General features: G+C 70.2%; 16 protein-coding genes. 7 read left to right on the forward strand and 9 right to left on the reverse strand.

All coding sequences use genetic code 11. The features are described 5' to 3' along the window. The first annotated feature begins 37 nt into the window (after positions 1-37). Complete coding sequence (locus JKG67_RS03295; protein ID WP_307816412.1) at positions 38-919, forward strand: 3-methyladenine DNA glycosylase; 882 nt, start codon at positions 38-40, stop codon at positions 917-919. 136 nt (positions 920-1,055) lie between these two features. After that, a complete protein-coding gene (locus JKG67_RS03300; protein WP_203335790.1) occupies positions 1,056-1,538 on the forward strand; it encodes a GNAT family N-acetyltransferase in 483 nt (160 codons plus the stop codon). A 1-nt stretch (position 1,539) separates the two neighbouring features. Here JKG67_RS03300 and JKG67_RS03305 read toward each other — a convergent pair whose 3' ends face one another. Continuing rightward, a complete protein-coding gene (locus JKG67_RS03305) occupies positions 1,540-2,079 on the reverse strand; it encodes a TetR family transcriptional regulator (protein ID WP_203335791.1) in 540 nt (179 codons plus the stop codon). Positions 2,080-2,198: 119 nt separating this feature from the next. Here JKG67_RS03305 and bioB point away from each other — a divergent pair, with 119 nt between their 5' ends. The 4 genes from bioB to bioD are packed head-to-tail and all read left to right on the forward strand — an operon-like array spanning position 2,199 to position 6,527. Continuing rightward, positions 2,199-3,356 (forward strand): biotin synthase BioB, encoded by a 1,158-nt coding sequence (gene bioB / locus JKG67_RS03310; RefSeq protein ID WP_203335792.1) that lies wholly within the window; start codon positions 2,199-2,201, stop codon positions 3,354-3,356. Further along, positions 3,353-4,654 carry an adenosylmethionine--8-amino-7-oxononanoate transaminase gene (locus JKG67_RS03315; protein WP_203335793.1) on the forward strand — a complete coding sequence of 434 codons (1,302 nt, stop codon included), beginning with the start codon at positions 3,353-3,355 and terminating at the stop codon, positions 4,652-4,654. The genes bioB and JKG67_RS03315 overlap by 4 nt, the downstream gene beginning before the upstream one ends. Continuing rightward, positions 4,654-5,835 carry an 8-amino-7-oxononanoate synthase gene (locus tag JKG67_RS03320; RefSeq protein WP_203335794.1) on the forward strand — a complete coding sequence of 394 codons (1,182 nt, stop codon included), beginning with the start codon at positions 4,654-4,656 and terminating at the stop codon, positions 5,833-5,835. Before JKG67_RS03315 ends, JKG67_RS03320 begins: the two co-directional genes overlap by 1 nt. Continuing rightward, positions 5,832-6,527 carry a dethiobiotin synthase gene (gene bioD, locus JKG67_RS03325; RefSeq protein ID WP_203335795.1) on the forward strand — a complete coding sequence of 232 codons (696 nt, stop codon included), beginning with the start codon at positions 5,832-5,834 and terminating at the stop codon, positions 6,525-6,527. Before JKG67_RS03320 ends, bioD begins: the two co-directional genes overlap by 4 nt. Positions 6,528-6,628: 101 nt before the next feature. On the opposite strand, the gene JKG67_RS03330 is transcribed toward bioD, so the two are convergent. Both JKG67_RS03330 and cimA read right to left on the reverse strand, forming a co-directional pair. Beyond that, positions 6,629-7,171: an NAD(P)H-dependent oxidoreductase gene (locus JKG67_RS03330; protein WP_203335796.1), complete on the reverse strand. Its 543-nt coding sequence runs from the start codon at positions 7,169-7,171 to the stop codon at positions 6,629-6,631. Positions 7,172-7,233: 62 nt separating this feature from the next. Continuing rightward, positions 7,234-8,811, reverse strand: coding sequence for a citramalate synthase (cimA, locus tag JKG67_RS03335; protein WP_203335797.1), 1,578 nt, complete (start codon positions 8,809-8,811; stop codon positions 7,234-7,236). Positions 8,812-9,035: 224 nt separating this feature from the next. Here cimA and JKG67_RS03340 point away from each other — a divergent pair, with 224 nt between their 5' ends. Beyond that, positions 9,036-9,821 carry an enoyl-CoA hydratase/isomerase family protein gene (locus JKG67_RS03340; RefSeq protein WP_203335798.1) on the forward strand — a complete coding sequence of 262 codons (786 nt, stop codon included), beginning with the start codon at positions 9,036-9,038 and terminating at the stop codon, positions 9,819-9,821. Between the two features lie 96 nt (positions 9,822-9,917). On the opposite strand, the gene JKG67_RS03345 is transcribed toward JKG67_RS03340, so the two are convergent. The 6 genes from JKG67_RS03345 to JKG67_RS03370 are packed head-to-tail and all read right to left on the reverse strand — an operon-like array spanning position 9,918 to position 14,605. Next, positions 9,918-11,420, reverse strand: coding sequence for a serine/threonine-protein kinase (locus tag JKG67_RS03345; RefSeq protein ID WP_203335799.1), 1,503 nt, complete (start codon positions 11,418-11,420; stop codon positions 9,918-9,920). 47 nt (positions 11,421-11,467) lie between these two features. Further along, positions 11,468-11,872 (reverse strand): MmcQ/YjbR family DNA-binding protein, encoded by a 405-nt coding sequence (locus JKG67_RS03350; RefSeq protein ID WP_203335800.1) that lies wholly within the window; start codon positions 11,870-11,872, stop codon positions 11,468-11,470. Positions 11,873-11,887: 15 nt separating this feature from the next. Next, complete coding sequence (locus JKG67_RS03355) at positions 11,888-12,247, reverse strand: RNA polymerase-binding protein RbpA (protein WP_203335801.1); 360 nt, start codon at positions 12,245-12,247, stop codon at positions 11,888-11,890. A 51-nt stretch (positions 12,248-12,298) separates the two neighbouring features. Then, a complete protein-coding gene (gene secG, locus JKG67_RS03360) occupies positions 12,299-12,535 on the reverse strand; it encodes a preprotein translocase subunit SecG (RefSeq protein ID WP_203335802.1) in 237 nt (78 codons plus the stop codon). A gap of 31 nt (positions 12,536-12,566) precedes the next feature. Then, the gene (gene tpiA / locus JKG67_RS03365) at positions 12,567-13,337 is read right to left on the reverse strand and encodes a triose-phosphate isomerase (protein ID WP_238997947.1); all 771 of its coding nucleotides are present in this window, start codon (positions 13,335-13,337) and stop codon (positions 12,567-12,569) included. A 56-nt stretch (positions 13,338-13,393) separates the two neighbouring features. Further along, the gene (locus JKG67_RS03370; protein WP_203335804.1) at positions 13,394-14,605 is read right to left on the reverse strand and encodes a phosphoglycerate kinase; all 1,212 of its coding nucleotides are present in this window, start codon (positions 14,603-14,605) and stop codon (positions 13,394-13,396) included.

Raw genomic sequence — 14,605 nt, forward strand, 5'->3', positions numbered from 1 at the left:
AGTGGTCGAGTCCGTCCCGACCACCTACCCTTCCCGGGTGGAGATCGTGCTGGACCGCGCCGAGTGGTCCGAGCGCGCCCGAGCGCACGCGGCCCGGCTGGCGCCGTACATCGATCCCCATCTGGCCCGGCGCGAGGACGGCGTCAGGCACCCGGTGCACGACTTCCTGTTCACCTACTACTCGCAGCGCCCGAACCGGTTGCTGCGTTGGCACCCGGGGTTCGGGGTGGGGCTGGCCGAGGCCGAGGAGTACGCCGGGCTGAAGGGTTACGTCGACGCCCCCGTCACCGTCTCCCCCACCTACGTCGCCAGTCAACGCCCGCTCATCGAGACCCTGCACCGACTGCTCTCCGCCACCCTCGCCCGACCGGCACACCTGGGCTGTTTCGGGCTGCACGAATGGGCGATGGTGCACCGGCTCGACGAGGACGAGGTGCGGCACCGTGGCTGGCCGCTGCGGCTCGGCGGCGCCGCGACCGACGAGGTGGTGGCGTCGCATCGGATCGCCTGCTCCCACTTCGACGCCTTCAGGTTCTTCACCCCCACCGCCCGGCCGCTGAACACGTTGTCGCCGGGCCGGGACGACCGGGCCGACTTCGAGCAGCCCGGCTGCCTGCATGCCGGGATGGATCTCTACAAGCACGCCTTCCGGCTCAGCCCGATGATCTCTTCGGACCTGGTGGCGGACTGCTTCGAGCTGGCCTGGGACATCCGGATCCTCGACATGCGCGCTGCGCCGTACGACCTGACCGGTATCCGACTCGACCCCTCCGGGGAGGCGTGGACCCCGGTGCGGATCGAGACCGCGGCCGGCAAGCAGGAGTACGTCGACGCGCAGGCTCGCTTCGCCGAGCGGGCGGCACCGCTGCGAGGGCGTCTGATCGAGGATTGCGAGCGCCTCATCGCTACGAGCCCCTAGGCGCGTACTGCCCCGCCTCGGGACGCGGCCCCACGACATGTCCGCGATCGCGTCGCGGATGGGGTGTCCTGAGGACCGGATCGCGGACATACGGGGCCCTTCGGTCCTCCTGACAGACGTGGCACACTCCACACCCATGACCGACACCGCCATCCGCCGCATCCAGCCCGACGATCTGACCCGGGTCGTGGAGCTGGTGCACGAGCTCGCCGACTACGAGAAGGCGCCGCATGAGTGTCACCTGACCGTGGAGCAACTGCGGGACGCACTCTTCGGCGACAACCCGGCGTTGTTCGGGCACGTCGCGACCGTCGACGACGACGTGGTCGGCGTGGCGCTGTGGTTCCTCAACTTCTCCACCTGGCGCGGCACCCACGGGATCTATCTCGAGGACCTCTACGTACGCCCCGGGCAACGCGGGCTCGGCCTCGGTCAACGACTCCTCCAGGCGCTCGCCCAGGAGTGCGTGGCTCGTGGCTTCGAGCGGCTCGAGTGGTCGGTGCTGGACTGGAACGAGCCGGCGATCGGGTTCTACCGATCCCTGGGCGCGGTCGGCATGGACGAGTGGACGGTCCATCGCCTCACCGGCGACGCGTTGCAGGCCCTCGGCGGTCAGTGACTCAGGACGGCACCGGCGCCAGCCGCGCCGACAGCCCGTCCAGGATGACCCCCAGGCCGATCCGGAAGTCCATCGACTCCACCGGCGCCTCGGCACCCGCGGCCTGCTCGTCGGCCACGTGGCCGAAGACGAAATGGAAGAGCGTGTGCGCCCCGACCCGGGCCAGCTCCTCGTCGGCACCGGCGAACCGCAACGCCGCTGCCATCCGTCGTACCGGCTCCTCGGCCCCGACACCCTGAGCCCGGACCATCGACACCAGCGCAGCCCCGTCGCGGTGCCGCAGCATGATGTCGCGGAGCTCGGCACAGACCAACCGCAGCTCGTCGGTCCACCAGACCACCTCGACGCTGCGGCGGCCCCGGGCGAGGATCTCGTCGGCGACCGCACCGAGCAGCTCCTGCTTGCCGGCGAAGTGGTGATAGAGCGCACTCGGCTGCACGCCCAGGTCGGCGGCGAGCCGACGCATCGAGAGGGTCTCGAGTCCGACCTCGTCGAGGAGGGTGATCGCCCGGTCGACGACGTCGCTGCGGTGGTAGCGCATCCGACCTCCTCGACTCACCCGCCCCGGCTTGCCCCAGGGACCCCGTCCACCTTAACCTGAACACCGTACAGTTTGACCTGAACGCCGTTCAGGTGTCGCCGACCCGCAAGGAAGTGGCCATGACGCAGTTCGACCAGATCGCCGACCGGGTCCTCGCCGGTGAGCCGGCCACCGAGGCCGACGCCCTGGCGGTGCTCCGCGCCCCCGACGCCGAACTGATGTCCGTGGTCGCCGCCGCCAGCCGCCTCCGGCGTGAGTACTTCGGCAACACCGTCAAGGTCAACTACCTGGTCAACCTCAAGTCCGGGTTGTGTCCGGAGAACTGCAACTACTGCTCCCAGGCCCTCGGCTCGGACGCGCCGATCCTCAAGTACTCCTGGCTCTCCAAGGACGAGACCCTCAAGCAGGCCGGTGCCGGCCTCAAGGGCGGCGCCACCCGGGTGTGCATGGTCTCCTCGGGCCGCGGACCCTCCGACCGCGACATCGACAAGGTCGTCGAGATGACCGAGGCACTGAAGGACGAGTACGAGGGCGTCGAGGTCTGCGCCTGCCTCGGCCTGCTCAAGGACGGTCAGGCCGAGCGGCTCAAGGGCGCCGGCGTCGACGCCTACAACCACAACATCAACACCGCCGAGTCCCACCACGACAACATCGTCCAGACGCACACGTACGACGACCGGGTGGACACCATCGGCAAGGCGAAGTCCGCGGGCCTCTCCCCCTGCTCCGGCCTGATCGCGGGCCTCGGCGAGACCGACGAGCAGTTGGTCGAGGCACTCTTCGCGCTCAAGGCGCTGGAGTCCGACTCGATCCCGGTGAACTTCCTGATGCCCTTCGACGGCACGCCGTACGAGAACACCTGGGAGCTCAGCCCGCAGCGCTGCGTGAAGATCCTGACGATGGCGCGGTTCGTCTGCCCCGACAAGGAGATCCGGATCGCCGGCGGCCGCGAGATGCACCTGCGCTCGCTGCAGGCGCTGGCGCTGCAGGTCGCGAACTCGATCTTCCTCGGCGACTACCTCACCTCCGAGGGTCAGGACGCCAAGACCGACCTGGAGATGATCCGCGACAACGGCTTCGTGATCCTGGGCCTCGACGAGAGCGCCTTCGACGAGCTGATCGCCAGCCACGACGCCGCTGCCGCCGGCTGCGGCTCGGCCGCTGGGCATGCGTGCGGCGATGCCTGCGGCGGCAGCTGCGGCTCGGCCGAGGCCGACGACCAGACCCCGGCGATCCGTCGCCGCGGCGCGGGCACCGAGGTCCCCGCCAACGCGTGAGCACCACCCACGCCGCAGCACTGCTCGCCTATGACCGCGAGCACCTGTGGCACCCCTACACCTCGATGACCGACCCGACGCCGGTACGGCTGGTGACCGGAGCGAGCGGGGCCCGACTGCGCGTCGCGACCGACTCCGGCGAGCGCGAGGTGGTGGACGGGATGTCGTCGTGGTGGGCGGCCATCCACGGCTACAACCACCCGGTGCTCAACCGCGCGCTCACCGCCCAGGCAGCCGACTTCAGCCATGTGATGTTCGGTGGCCTGACCCATGAACCGGCGATCCGGCTGGCCCGGCAACTGATCGACCTCTCCCCCGCCGGCCTCGAGCATGTCTTCCTGGCCGACTCGGGATCGGTGTCGGTCGAGGTGGCGCTGAAGATGGTGGTGCAGTACCAGCGCGGCATCGGACGCCCCGAACGCACCCGCATGCTGACCGTGTACGGCGGCTACCACGGCGACACGCATCACTGCATGAGCGTCACCGACCCGATGGGCGGGATGCACTCCATGTGGGCCGGTTTGCTGCCGCAGCAGGTCTTCGGGCCGCCACCACCGGGCCTGACCGCGACCGACGACGAGTTGGCCACCTGGTCCGACCAGATGTACGAACTCGCCGCCCGGCACGCCCACGAACTGGCCGGCATCATCATCGAGCCGCTGCTCCAGGGCGCTGGCGGCATGCACCCCTACCCCGCTGCCTGCCTGCGGGTGCTCCGCGACATCGCCGACGAGCACGGGCTGCTGCTGGTCTTCGACGAGATCGCCACCGGCTTCGGCCGCACCGGCGCGCTCTTCGCCGCCGACGCCGCCGGCGTCACCCCGGACGTGATGTGCCTCGGCAAGGCCCTCACCGGCGGCTATCTGACCCTGGCGGCGGTGCTGACCACCGGCGCGGTGGCGCGCGGCATCTCCGGGTCCGAGTCCGGCGTACTCATGCACGGCCCCACCTTCATGGGCAACCCGCTCGCCTGTGCGGTGGCGTCGGCGTCGCTGGACCTGCTCACCACCAGCGACTGGCGGGGCAACGTGGCTCGGATCGGCACCGGCCTGGTGGCCGGTCTCACACCGGCGTGGAGTGTTCCCGGAGTGGTGGATGTCCGTACGCTGGGTGCCGTCGGAGTGGTGCAGCTCGACCGTCCCGTGGATGTGCCGGCGGCCACCGAGGCCGCGCTGGCCGCCGGGGTCTGGCTGCGTCCGTTCCGAGACCTGATCTACACGATGCCGCCGTACGTGGTGACCGACGAGGAGTTGGCCCTCATCACCACCGGCGTCCTGGCTGCTGCGGAGGTGGCGTGATGAACGGCTGGGAGACCTGGCTGACCCGGCAACGGGACACCCGGGAACGGCTCGGGCTGCAGCGGACCCTGCGCCCGCGCGGCGCGCACGACGACGTGATCGACCTCGCCGGGAACGACTACCTCGGCCTGTCCAAGCACCCGGCCGTGCGGAGCGCCGCAGCCGAGGCCGCACAGACCTGGGGCGCCGGCGCCGGCGCCTCCCGGCTGGTCACCGGCACCACTGACCTGCACGGCGAGCTCGAGGCCGAACTGGCCGACTATCTGGGCTGGCCCGCCGCCCTGGTCTTCTCGACCGGATACCACGCGAACCTTGCCGTCGTCGCCGCCCTGGCCGAGCGGGCGCGGGTGATCAGCGACGCCCACGTGCACGCCTCCCTCGTCGACGCCGCACGGCTGGCCCGCGCCGAGGTCACCGTCACCGACCACAACGACGTCGCCGCGGTCGAGGCGGCCCTGGCCAGCTGCGCCTCCCCCGAGGGTGCCGGCGGCTGCGGTGCCTGCGGGGACGGTGGCTGCGCCGGCAAGCCCACCCGGTTCGAACGGGTGGTGATCCTGGTCGAGTCGATCTACTCGGTGCTCGGCGACGAGGCCCCGCTCGCCGAACTGGTCAGGCTCGCCGAGCAGTACGACGCGATGCTGGTCGTCGACGAAGCCCACGGGCTCGGCGTCCGCGGCGACGGCCGCGGCCTGGTGCACGCAGCCGGGTTCGCCGGACATCCGAATGTGGTGGTGGCCGCCACCCTGAGCAAGTCGCTGGGCTCCCAGGGCGGTTCGGTGCTCGGCTCGCCGGCGTTGATCGACCATCTGGTGAACCGGGCCCGGCCGTTCATCTTCGACACCGGTCTGGCACCCGCAGCGACCGCCGGCGCGCTGGCCGCGCTGCGGATCCTGCGCGACAATCCCGACCTGCCCGCCTCGGTGACCGAGCGGGTACGCGGCCTGGCCGACCTGCTCGACGTACCGGCTCCTGCCGGGGCGCTGCTGTCGGTGCCGATGACGTCGCCTCAGGAGGCGGTCGCCGCCCAGGCCGCGTGCCTGGAGGCGGGGGTCCGGGTCGGCTGCTTCCGACCCCCCTCGGTGCCGGACGGGATCAGCCGACTGCGGATCACCGCCAGTGCGGGTGTCAGCGACGAGGACTGGTCCCGGGCTGTCAAACTGCTCCTGGAGGTGATCCGATGAGCCGGATCGTGGTGATCACCGGCACCGACACCGGTGTCGGCAAGACCGTGGCGACCGCAGCGCTGGCCGTGCGCGCCGGCGCCCAGGGGTCGGTACGGGTGATCAAGCCGGTGCAGACCGGCATCGACAAGGAGAAGCCCGGTAGCGTCGCCGACGCCGCGGTGATCGAGCAGTTGACCGGCTCGGTGGCTGACGAGTACACCGCGCTCGCGGACCCGCTGGCGCCGGAGAGTGCGGCGCGGCTGCGGCGGTTCACCATCCCCCCGGTGCGCGAGTACGTCGACCGGATCGCGGCCACCGCCGAGTCGGTGGACACGGTGCTGGTCGAGGGTGCCGGCGGAGCCCTGGTGAAGCTCGACAACTCCGGCGGCACCATCCTCGACATCGCGACCGCGCTGGGCGCCGACGGCCTGCATCAGGTCGACGTCGTGATCGTCACCCGCTCCTCCCTGGGCACCCTGAACCACACCGAACTCACCGTGGAGGCGTGCCGCAGTCGAGGCATCGAGCCGCACGGGCTGGTCATCGGGTCGTGGCCCCCCGAACCGGGGATCGCCGACCGCTGCAACCACGACGATCTGCCGCGGCTGACCGGCGTACCGATGCTGGCGGTGATCCCCCACGGTGTCGGCACCCTGCCCGCCGCTGAGTTCTCCGAGCGCGTTCCAGCCTGGTTCCGCCCCCCGAAGTAGCCCTCCCCCTCCCCCTCCCGCCGAAATGGGGTTTGTGGCCACGCGAGATGGGGTTTGTGGCCGGCCGAGGTGGGGTTTGTGGCCGGCCACCAACCCTGCCCTCAGGCAGCGACGGAAGCGGCGCTCACCACAGCGTCGATGACCTCGCGCACCCGAGACCGGAACGCCGGGTCAGCGAGCGTCTCCTCGGAGCCGTGCGGCTCAGAGAGGAGTACGTCGTCGAGCACCGCCGCGCCCGCGATCCGCGCCGAGTGCCGGGTGTGCTCGTGCGCCCACTTGCCGCCGTACGGGGTGGGCGTGGTGCCCACGGCGGCCAGCGGCTTGGCCACGATCGCACCGGCGCCGTACGGGCGGGAGATCCAGTCGATCGCGTTGTTGATCACGGCGGGCATGGTGCCGTTGTACTCGGGGGTGACCACGACGATGCCGTCGGCCTCTGCAACCAGGCTACGCAACTCCGCGGCGCTGGCCGGGACACCGGTTCCGTCGAGGTCCTCGTTGTAGAACGGCAACTGCTCGAGGTCGCTGGCGACGTGGACGTCGACGCCGTCGGGCGCCTCCGCGACGATGCCATCGGCGAGGCGACGGTTGATCGAGCCGGTACGCAGGCTACCGACCAGAACGACGAGGCGGGCGTTGGACATCGGGACTCCTGAAGGGTAGGTGATAGAAGGTTCAACCATCTTCAGCGATCCCGTGCCCGGATCTATTCCGAACGCGCCTTCTGTCGCCACAATCCGAAGGTGATGCCATCGATCAGGGCACCCCACGAGGCCTCGATCACGTTGTGTCCCACACCGACAGTCACCCACGAGGAGACACCGTCCGACGTCTCGATCAGCACTCGCGTGATCGCATCGGTGCCATGGCCCTGATCGACGATCCGGACCTTGTAGTCGATGAGCTCGAACTTGGCCACCTCGGGATACGCCTGCCCCATCGCCGACCGCAGCGCATGGTCGAGCGCGTTCACCGGCCCATTACCCTCGCCGGTGACCACGAGCCGAGCACCACCGGCACGCAGCTTCACGGTCGCCTCGGACAGGGCCTCATCGCCGGGCTGGGAGTCGGTGATCACTCGCCACGACTCGACTTCGAAGTACGACGGGCGCGCCCCCTCGACCTCCTCGATCAGCAGCAACTCGAACGAAGCATCGGCCGCCTCGAACGTGTAGCCCCGGTTCTCCAGGACCTTGACCCGCTCGGTGACCCGGGAGACGAGTTCCTTGTCGTCGGAGAGGTCGTAGCCGAGCTCGCGTCCCTTCAACTCGATCGAGGCACGGCCGGCCATGTCCGAGACCAGCAACCTCATGTCGTTGCCGACCCCGGCCGGGTCCATGTGCTGGTACAGGTTCGGGTCGACCTTGATCGCCGAGGCGTGCAACCCGGCCTTGTGCGCGAACGCCGAGGTGCCGACGTACGGCTGGCGGGAGACCGGCGGCACGTTGGTGACCTCAGCGATCGCGTGCGCGATCCGGGTGGACTCGGCCAGCAGACCCGTGGGAAGCACCTGCCGGTCCAGCTTGAGCTGCAGGTTGGCGACCACGGTGATCAGGTCCGCGTTGCCGGTCCGCTCGCCGTACCCGTTCACGGTGCCCTGCACGTGCATGGCGCCCGCGTCGACGGCGGCCAGGGTGTTGGCGACAGCACACCCGGTGTCATTGTGACAGTGGATACCGATCTGTACGCCGGTCGACTCGACCACGTCATTGACGACATCGGCGACCCAGTCGGGCAGCATGCCGCCGTTGGTGTCGCAGAGCGCGATCACCTCGGCGCCCGCCTCGGATGCCGTGCGCAGCACCTCCAGGGCGTAGGCACGGTTCCCGCGGTACCCGTCGAAGAAGTGCTCCGCATCGAGGAACACCCGCTGCCCCTCGGCACGCAGGTGTCCGACCGTGTCGCGGACCATGGCGAGGTTCTCCTCCAGCGTGGTCCGCAGCGCCAGCTCCACGTGCCGGTCGTGGGACTTCGCGACCAGGGTCACCACCGGCGCCCCGGAGTCACGTAGGGCCGCCACCATCGGGTCGTCGGCGGCAGCAACGCCTGCCCGGCGGGTCGAACCGAAGGCGGCGAGCTGGGCGTGCCGGAGGTCGAGCTCCTCACGGGCGCGGCGGAAGAACTCGGTGTCCTTGGGGTTGGCCCCGGGCCAGCCGCCCTCGATGAAGCCCACACCCAACCCGTCGAGGTGACGCGCGATGGACAGCTTGTCCGCCACCGAGAGGTTCAAACCCTCCTGTTGCGCACCGTCTCGCAGTGTCGTGTCGTAGACGTGGAACTCCATGTCGCCCATCTCGTTTCGTCGTCGGGGGTCCGGGGCACAAAAAAACCTCTCGGGTCACGAGAGGTCGGCGCGTCAGTCAGAACTGACGCGCTAGCGAATAATGCTCCAGATGCCGTGCTGCACCCGGCCATTGTGACATGGACGACGAATGATGGCGAGGGCGTCCGACGACTGAGCCGCGGATCCACCTCCAGCATACTTAGAACCTGTTCTATTCTGGTCGGGTGAACCTGCTGATCGATGATGCCGAGCGCGTGCGGACCCTGACCCTGAACCGACCGGCGGCGCTCAACGCCTTCAACGAGGAGTTGTACGACGCCACCGCCGAAGCGTTGCTGGCTGCGGCCGAGGACCCGGAGGTGGCTGTGGTGCTGCTGACCGGCGCTGGCCGGGCGTTCAGCGCAGGCACCGACCTGGCCGAGATGCACGCCCGCACCACCGATCCGAACTTCGTCCCCGGCAAGCATGGATTCGTCGGCCTGCTCGACGCCCTGGTGGACTTCCCGAAACCGCTGGTCATCGCCGTGAACGGCCTCGGACTCGGCATCGGTGCGACGATCCTCGGCTTCGCCGACCTCGCGCTGATCTCGACCAGCGCTCGACTCAAGTGCCCCTTCACTAGTCTCGGGGTGGCACCCGAGGCCGCCTCGAGCTTGCTCTTCCCGCTGCTGCTCGGCCGCCAGAACGCCTCCTGGATGCTGCTGAGCTCGGAGTGGATCGACGCGAACGAAGCGCGCGAGATCGGGTTGGTGAGGCAGGTCTGTGACCCCGACGACCTGCTGCCCGAGGCGACCCGTCAGGCGCGGGTCCTGGCAGCCCGACCCATCTCCAGCCTGGTCGCGGTGAAGAGCACCATCACCGCCGCGCTGCGTGACCAGATCGCCGCCGCGCGCGAGCGTGAGAACGCCTGCTTCGCCGAGTTGATGGGCGGACCCGCCAACATCGAGGCACTGACCGCCTTCGCCGAAGGTCGCGAGCCCGACTTCACCTCTCTTCCGCCCGGCTGCTGAGCTCCTCGCGCGGCCACAACCCCCACCTCGCGCGGCCACAAACCCCACCCCGCGCGGCCACAACCCCCACCTCGGCCGGCCACAAACCCCATTTCGTCAGGGGAGGAGGGTGCGGGGGAAGGTGCCGCGGGTGAAGGGGGGATCGTCGGCAGGCCACCACAGGGAGCCGCCGGACATCGCCAACCAGGCGCTGAGACCGGCGGCGACCAACAACAGCAGGGAGCTGACGAACCACGGCCAGGGTGCCCGGGAGAGGGTCCTGGCCGCCCCACCCAGGGGACGACGCACCCGGTCCGACCCCGGCCCGACCCACAGCGCCAGCATCGCCGCGGTGGCGCTCAGCGCCAGGCTCACCGGTCCCGGCCTCACTCCCCCGGCGCCGTGCACTGCAGCGTCGAGGCCGAAGTACAGGGACGGCAGCAGCACCGCCAGCCCGATGCCGGCAGCCCACAACACCAGGACGGCGGCGCCGGGCAGCGCCCGCAGCGTGTGCCAGGGGAAGACCAGCAGTGCCCGCGGACCGTCGTACCAGCGCCGACCGCGCAGCCGGCGCAACGCGGCTGCAGCCTCGCCGTCGGAGTGCAGCGCCCGGACCAGCCAGACGACGGCCACCACCGCGATCGCGGCCGGGTACGGGGCCACCGCGACACCGACGCCCAGGGTCACCGCGAGCGCACACAACAGCAGCCCGGCCCGGACCCGCACCGGCCACCGCACCGGTGCTGACCGCCATGGCTCCGATGCCTGCAACAGCCGCGTCGACCCGCTCGCGTCCTCGTCCGGGTCCTCGTCCGGGTCCTCGGCCAGCCAGCCCCCCACCATCGCCAGGGTCGGACGTCGCGACGGCTCCGGGTCGAGGCAGGCGTGCACGATCCGGCGCAACTCCTCGGGCATCCCGGAGAGGTCGTGCTCCCCGCGGCGGACCCGATCCATCACCGCCGCCGACGGTCCGCTGCCGAACGGGGACCGCCCCGTCCCGGCGTACGCGAGGGTGGCGGCCAGCGAGTGCACGTCGGAGGCGGCGGTCGCTGGGTCGCCGTAGAGGATCTCGGGGGCCAGATAGCCGGGGGTGCCGAGCAGCCACCCGGTCTGGGTCACCGTGGCGTCGTCGGCCACCCTGGCCAGCCCGAAGTCGATCAGCACCGGCTCGCCGTCCTCGATGAGCACGTTCGACGGTTTGATGTCGCGATGGGTGACACCGACGGCATGGACGGCCGCAAGCGCCTCCACCAGACCGCGGGCGAACCCGCGCAGCTCGGCGGGCGACAGCGGTCCCGCCTCCTTGATCTCGTCGTGTAGGGAGCGTCCCGGCACATAGCGGGTGGCCACGAACGGCACCGGTCCCCACGGGTCGGCGTCGATGATCTCGGCGACCCGCGGCGACCTGACCCGGCTCAGCGACTTGACCTCGCGGGCCAGCCGTTCCCGTGCCTCGTCATCACCGACCACGTGCGGTCGCAGCACCTTCAGCGCCACCCGTTCGCCATCCTCGGCACGGGCCAGGTGCACCACCCCCATGCCACCCTCACCGATGCGGGACAGCAACTGGTAGCCACCCACCCGGTAGTCGGCGGGCGGCGTGGCATCGCGGGATCTCACCCCTCCACGCTACCGGCGCCCGCGCCGCACCCGGGCCATTGCCACCCTCAGCCGTCGAGGTCGCGCAGCAGCCGCTTCGGCGCCGTGAGTCGGTACGACGTCTCGATGAGCTCGGCGATCTCGTCCCAGGCCGCTGCCGGGGCCCCGGGGTCGGGCAGGTCGATGCCCAGCCAGCCGCTGGGTCCGTAGTAGGCGGGCAGGAACACCCGCGGATCCTCGCGCAGCGCCGGCGCCTCCGCCGGGTCGGGCAGGAACAGCATCGACTCCTCGTGCTGCTCATGCACGCCGGGGCTGACCTTGACGCCCCCGCCGTAGACGACGAAGAGCTTCTTGACCTTGAAAACCGCCCGCCCGTGGCTGACGTGCTCGACCACTCCGGGCAGCGCCAGACAGATCCGGCGCAGCCGCTCCAGCAACGGATCGTCGGCGGAGAACATCAGCGGGTGCGGCATCGGAGGGCCGATCGGTCAGAAGATGATGTCGCCGGACTTCCGGCGGCTGCGGAGCGTGGCGATCGCCTCGTCGAGGATGTCCCGGGCCTCGTCGTCGGAGCGGCGCTCCTTCACATAGGCCAGGTGTGTCTTGTAGGGCTCGTTCTTGGGCGCCGCCGGCGGGTTCTGCGCGTCCATGCTGGCCGGCAACCCACACTTGGGGCAGTCCCAGTGCTCGGGCGGTTCGGCATCCACGGACAGCGTCACCACCGAGCGGTGGTCGTGTGAGCAGAAGTAGGTGATCGACTTGCGTGGAGCCGCCTCACCCCGCTCGGCCTCCCCCATCGGACCGGAACCGACCCGGCTGCCACGGATGGCGTTCCCTGCACCTGCCACGGCTCTTCCTTTCGAGTGCGTTCCCCCGAACGACGTCTTGTGTGGTGAGCCTCAGCTCTGGTAGGCCATCAGCAATCCGAGCGCGATGATGCACGCGAACCAGATGATCCCGATGCCGATCGTGAACCGGTCGAGGTTGCGTTCCGCGACCGAGGAACCGCCCAGCGAACTGGACACACCACCGCCGAACATGTCGGACAGTCCGCCGCCCCGCCCCTTGTGCAGAAGCACGAGCAGGATGAGCAGACCACTGGTGACCATCAGCAAGATGGTGAGCGCGAGAATCACGAGGTCAGATGCTACGGCACGGGCACAATGCTCAGAGCATCGGCATGTCGTAGTACCGGCAGACGCCACCGAACTCGTCGTGGGTGAGGCTGGCGCCGCCCACCAGGGCGCCGTCCACATCCTTCTCCGCCATGATCGAGGCGATGTTGGCCGCCTTGACCGAGCCGCCGTAGAGGACGCGTACGCCGTCGGCCGCGGCGTCGCCGTGCACCTCCCGGATCCGGTCCCGGATCGCGGCGCACACCTCCTGGGCGTCGGCGGGAGTCGCCACTTCGCCGGTGCCGATCGCCCACACCGGCTCATAGGCGATCACCAGCGAGGCGATCTGGTCGGCGGAGAACCCGGCCAGCGACCCGTCCACCTGGGCGAGCGTGTAGGCCACCTGGTCGCCGGCCTGCCGGATCTCCAGGCCCTCCCCGACACAGACGATGGGGGTCATCGCGGCGGCGAGCACCTTGGCCGCCTTCGCGTTCACGACCTCGTCGGTCTCCGCGTGGTACTCGCGCCGTTCCGAGTGCCCCACCACCACGTAGCTGCAACCGAGCTTGGCGAGCATCGAGGCGGCGATCTCCCCGGTGTAGGCGCCGGCGTCGTGCACCGACACGTCCTGGGCGCCGTAGCGGATGGACAGGTTGTCCCCGTCCACCAGTGTCTGCACCGAGCGCAGGTCCGTGTACGGCGGCAGCACCACCACCTCGACCCGCTTGTAGTCGTGCTTCTTGTCCGACAGGGTCCAGGCGAGCTTCTGCACCAGCACCACCGCCTCGGCGTGGTTCAGGTTCATCTTCCAGTTGCCGGCCATCAGCGGCACACGTGTGGTGGACACTCGCAGGTTCCCTTCGGTCAGGTGGGTGAGGGTCAGGACTCGAGCACGGCGATGCCGGGCAGTTCCTTGCCCTCGAGGTACTCCAGCGACGCTCCGCCGCCGGTGGAGATGTGTCCGAACGCGTCCTCGGCGAATCCGAGGCGCCGCACGGCCGCCGCCGAGTCTCCGCCGCCGACGACGGACAGCCCGTCGATCCCGGTGAGGGCATGCGCGACGGCACGGGTGCCGCCGGCGAACTCGTCGACCTCGAAGACGCCCATCGGCCCGTTCCAGAAGACCGTCCGGGCGTCGGCGAGCGCCTCGGCGAAGGCCTTCGCCGAGTCCGGGCCGATGTCCAGCCCCATCGCGTCGGCGGGGATCTGGTCGGCCGGTACGACGGACGGGCTGGTCGCCCGACCACCCCCGGGGAAGGCGGTGTCGACGACCACGTCGGTCGGCAGCAGGATCTGTACGCCGGTCTCCGCGGCCCGGGCCAGGTAGTCGCGGCAGGTGTCGAGCTGGTCGGCCTCGAGCAGGCTGGTGCCGACCTCATGGCCCTGGGCCCGCAGGAAGGTGAAGACCATGCCGCCGCCGATCAGCAACCGGTCGGCCTTGGCGAGCAGGTTCTCGATGACGCCGAGCTTGTCGGAGACCTTGGAACCGCCGAGCACCACCACGTAGGGACGCTCAGGGGTCTCGGTGAGGCGCCGCAGCACCTCGATCTCGGTGGCCACCAGGGCGCCCATCGCGTGCGGCAGCCGCTGCGCCACGTCGTACACCGACGCCTGCTTGCGGTGCACCACCCCGAAGCCGTCGGAGACGAACGCGTCGGCCAGCGACGCCAGTTCGGTGGCGAAGGCGCCCCGCTCCGCATCGTCCTTGGACGTCTCGGCGGCGTTGAAGCGGATGTTCTCGAGCACCAGCACCTCACCGTCACCGAGTGCGGCGACGGCCTGCTGCGCCTGCGGCCCGACGGTGTCCGGGACGAACGACACCGGCGCCTCGATCAGCTCACCGAGTCTGGCTGCCACCGGGGCCAGCGACAGGGCCGGGTCGTGCGCTCCGCGGGGCCGCCCGAGGTGAGCGGTGACCAGCACCTTGGCCCCGGCGCCGGCCAGCGCGGCGATGGTCGGGGCGCTGGCGCGGATCCGACCGTCATCGGTGATCACCCGAGCCTCGGCCGGACCGTCCAGCGGCACGTTGAGGTCGGAGCGGACCAGGACCCGCTTGCCGCTCAGCTCTCCCAGTGATGCGATGTCGGACAC

It is taken from the genome of Nocardioides limicola (assembly GCF_016827675.1).
Taxonomy (GTDB): domain Bacteria; phylum Actinomycetota; class Actinomycetes; order Propionibacteriales; family Nocardioidaceae; genus Nocardioides; species Nocardioides limicola.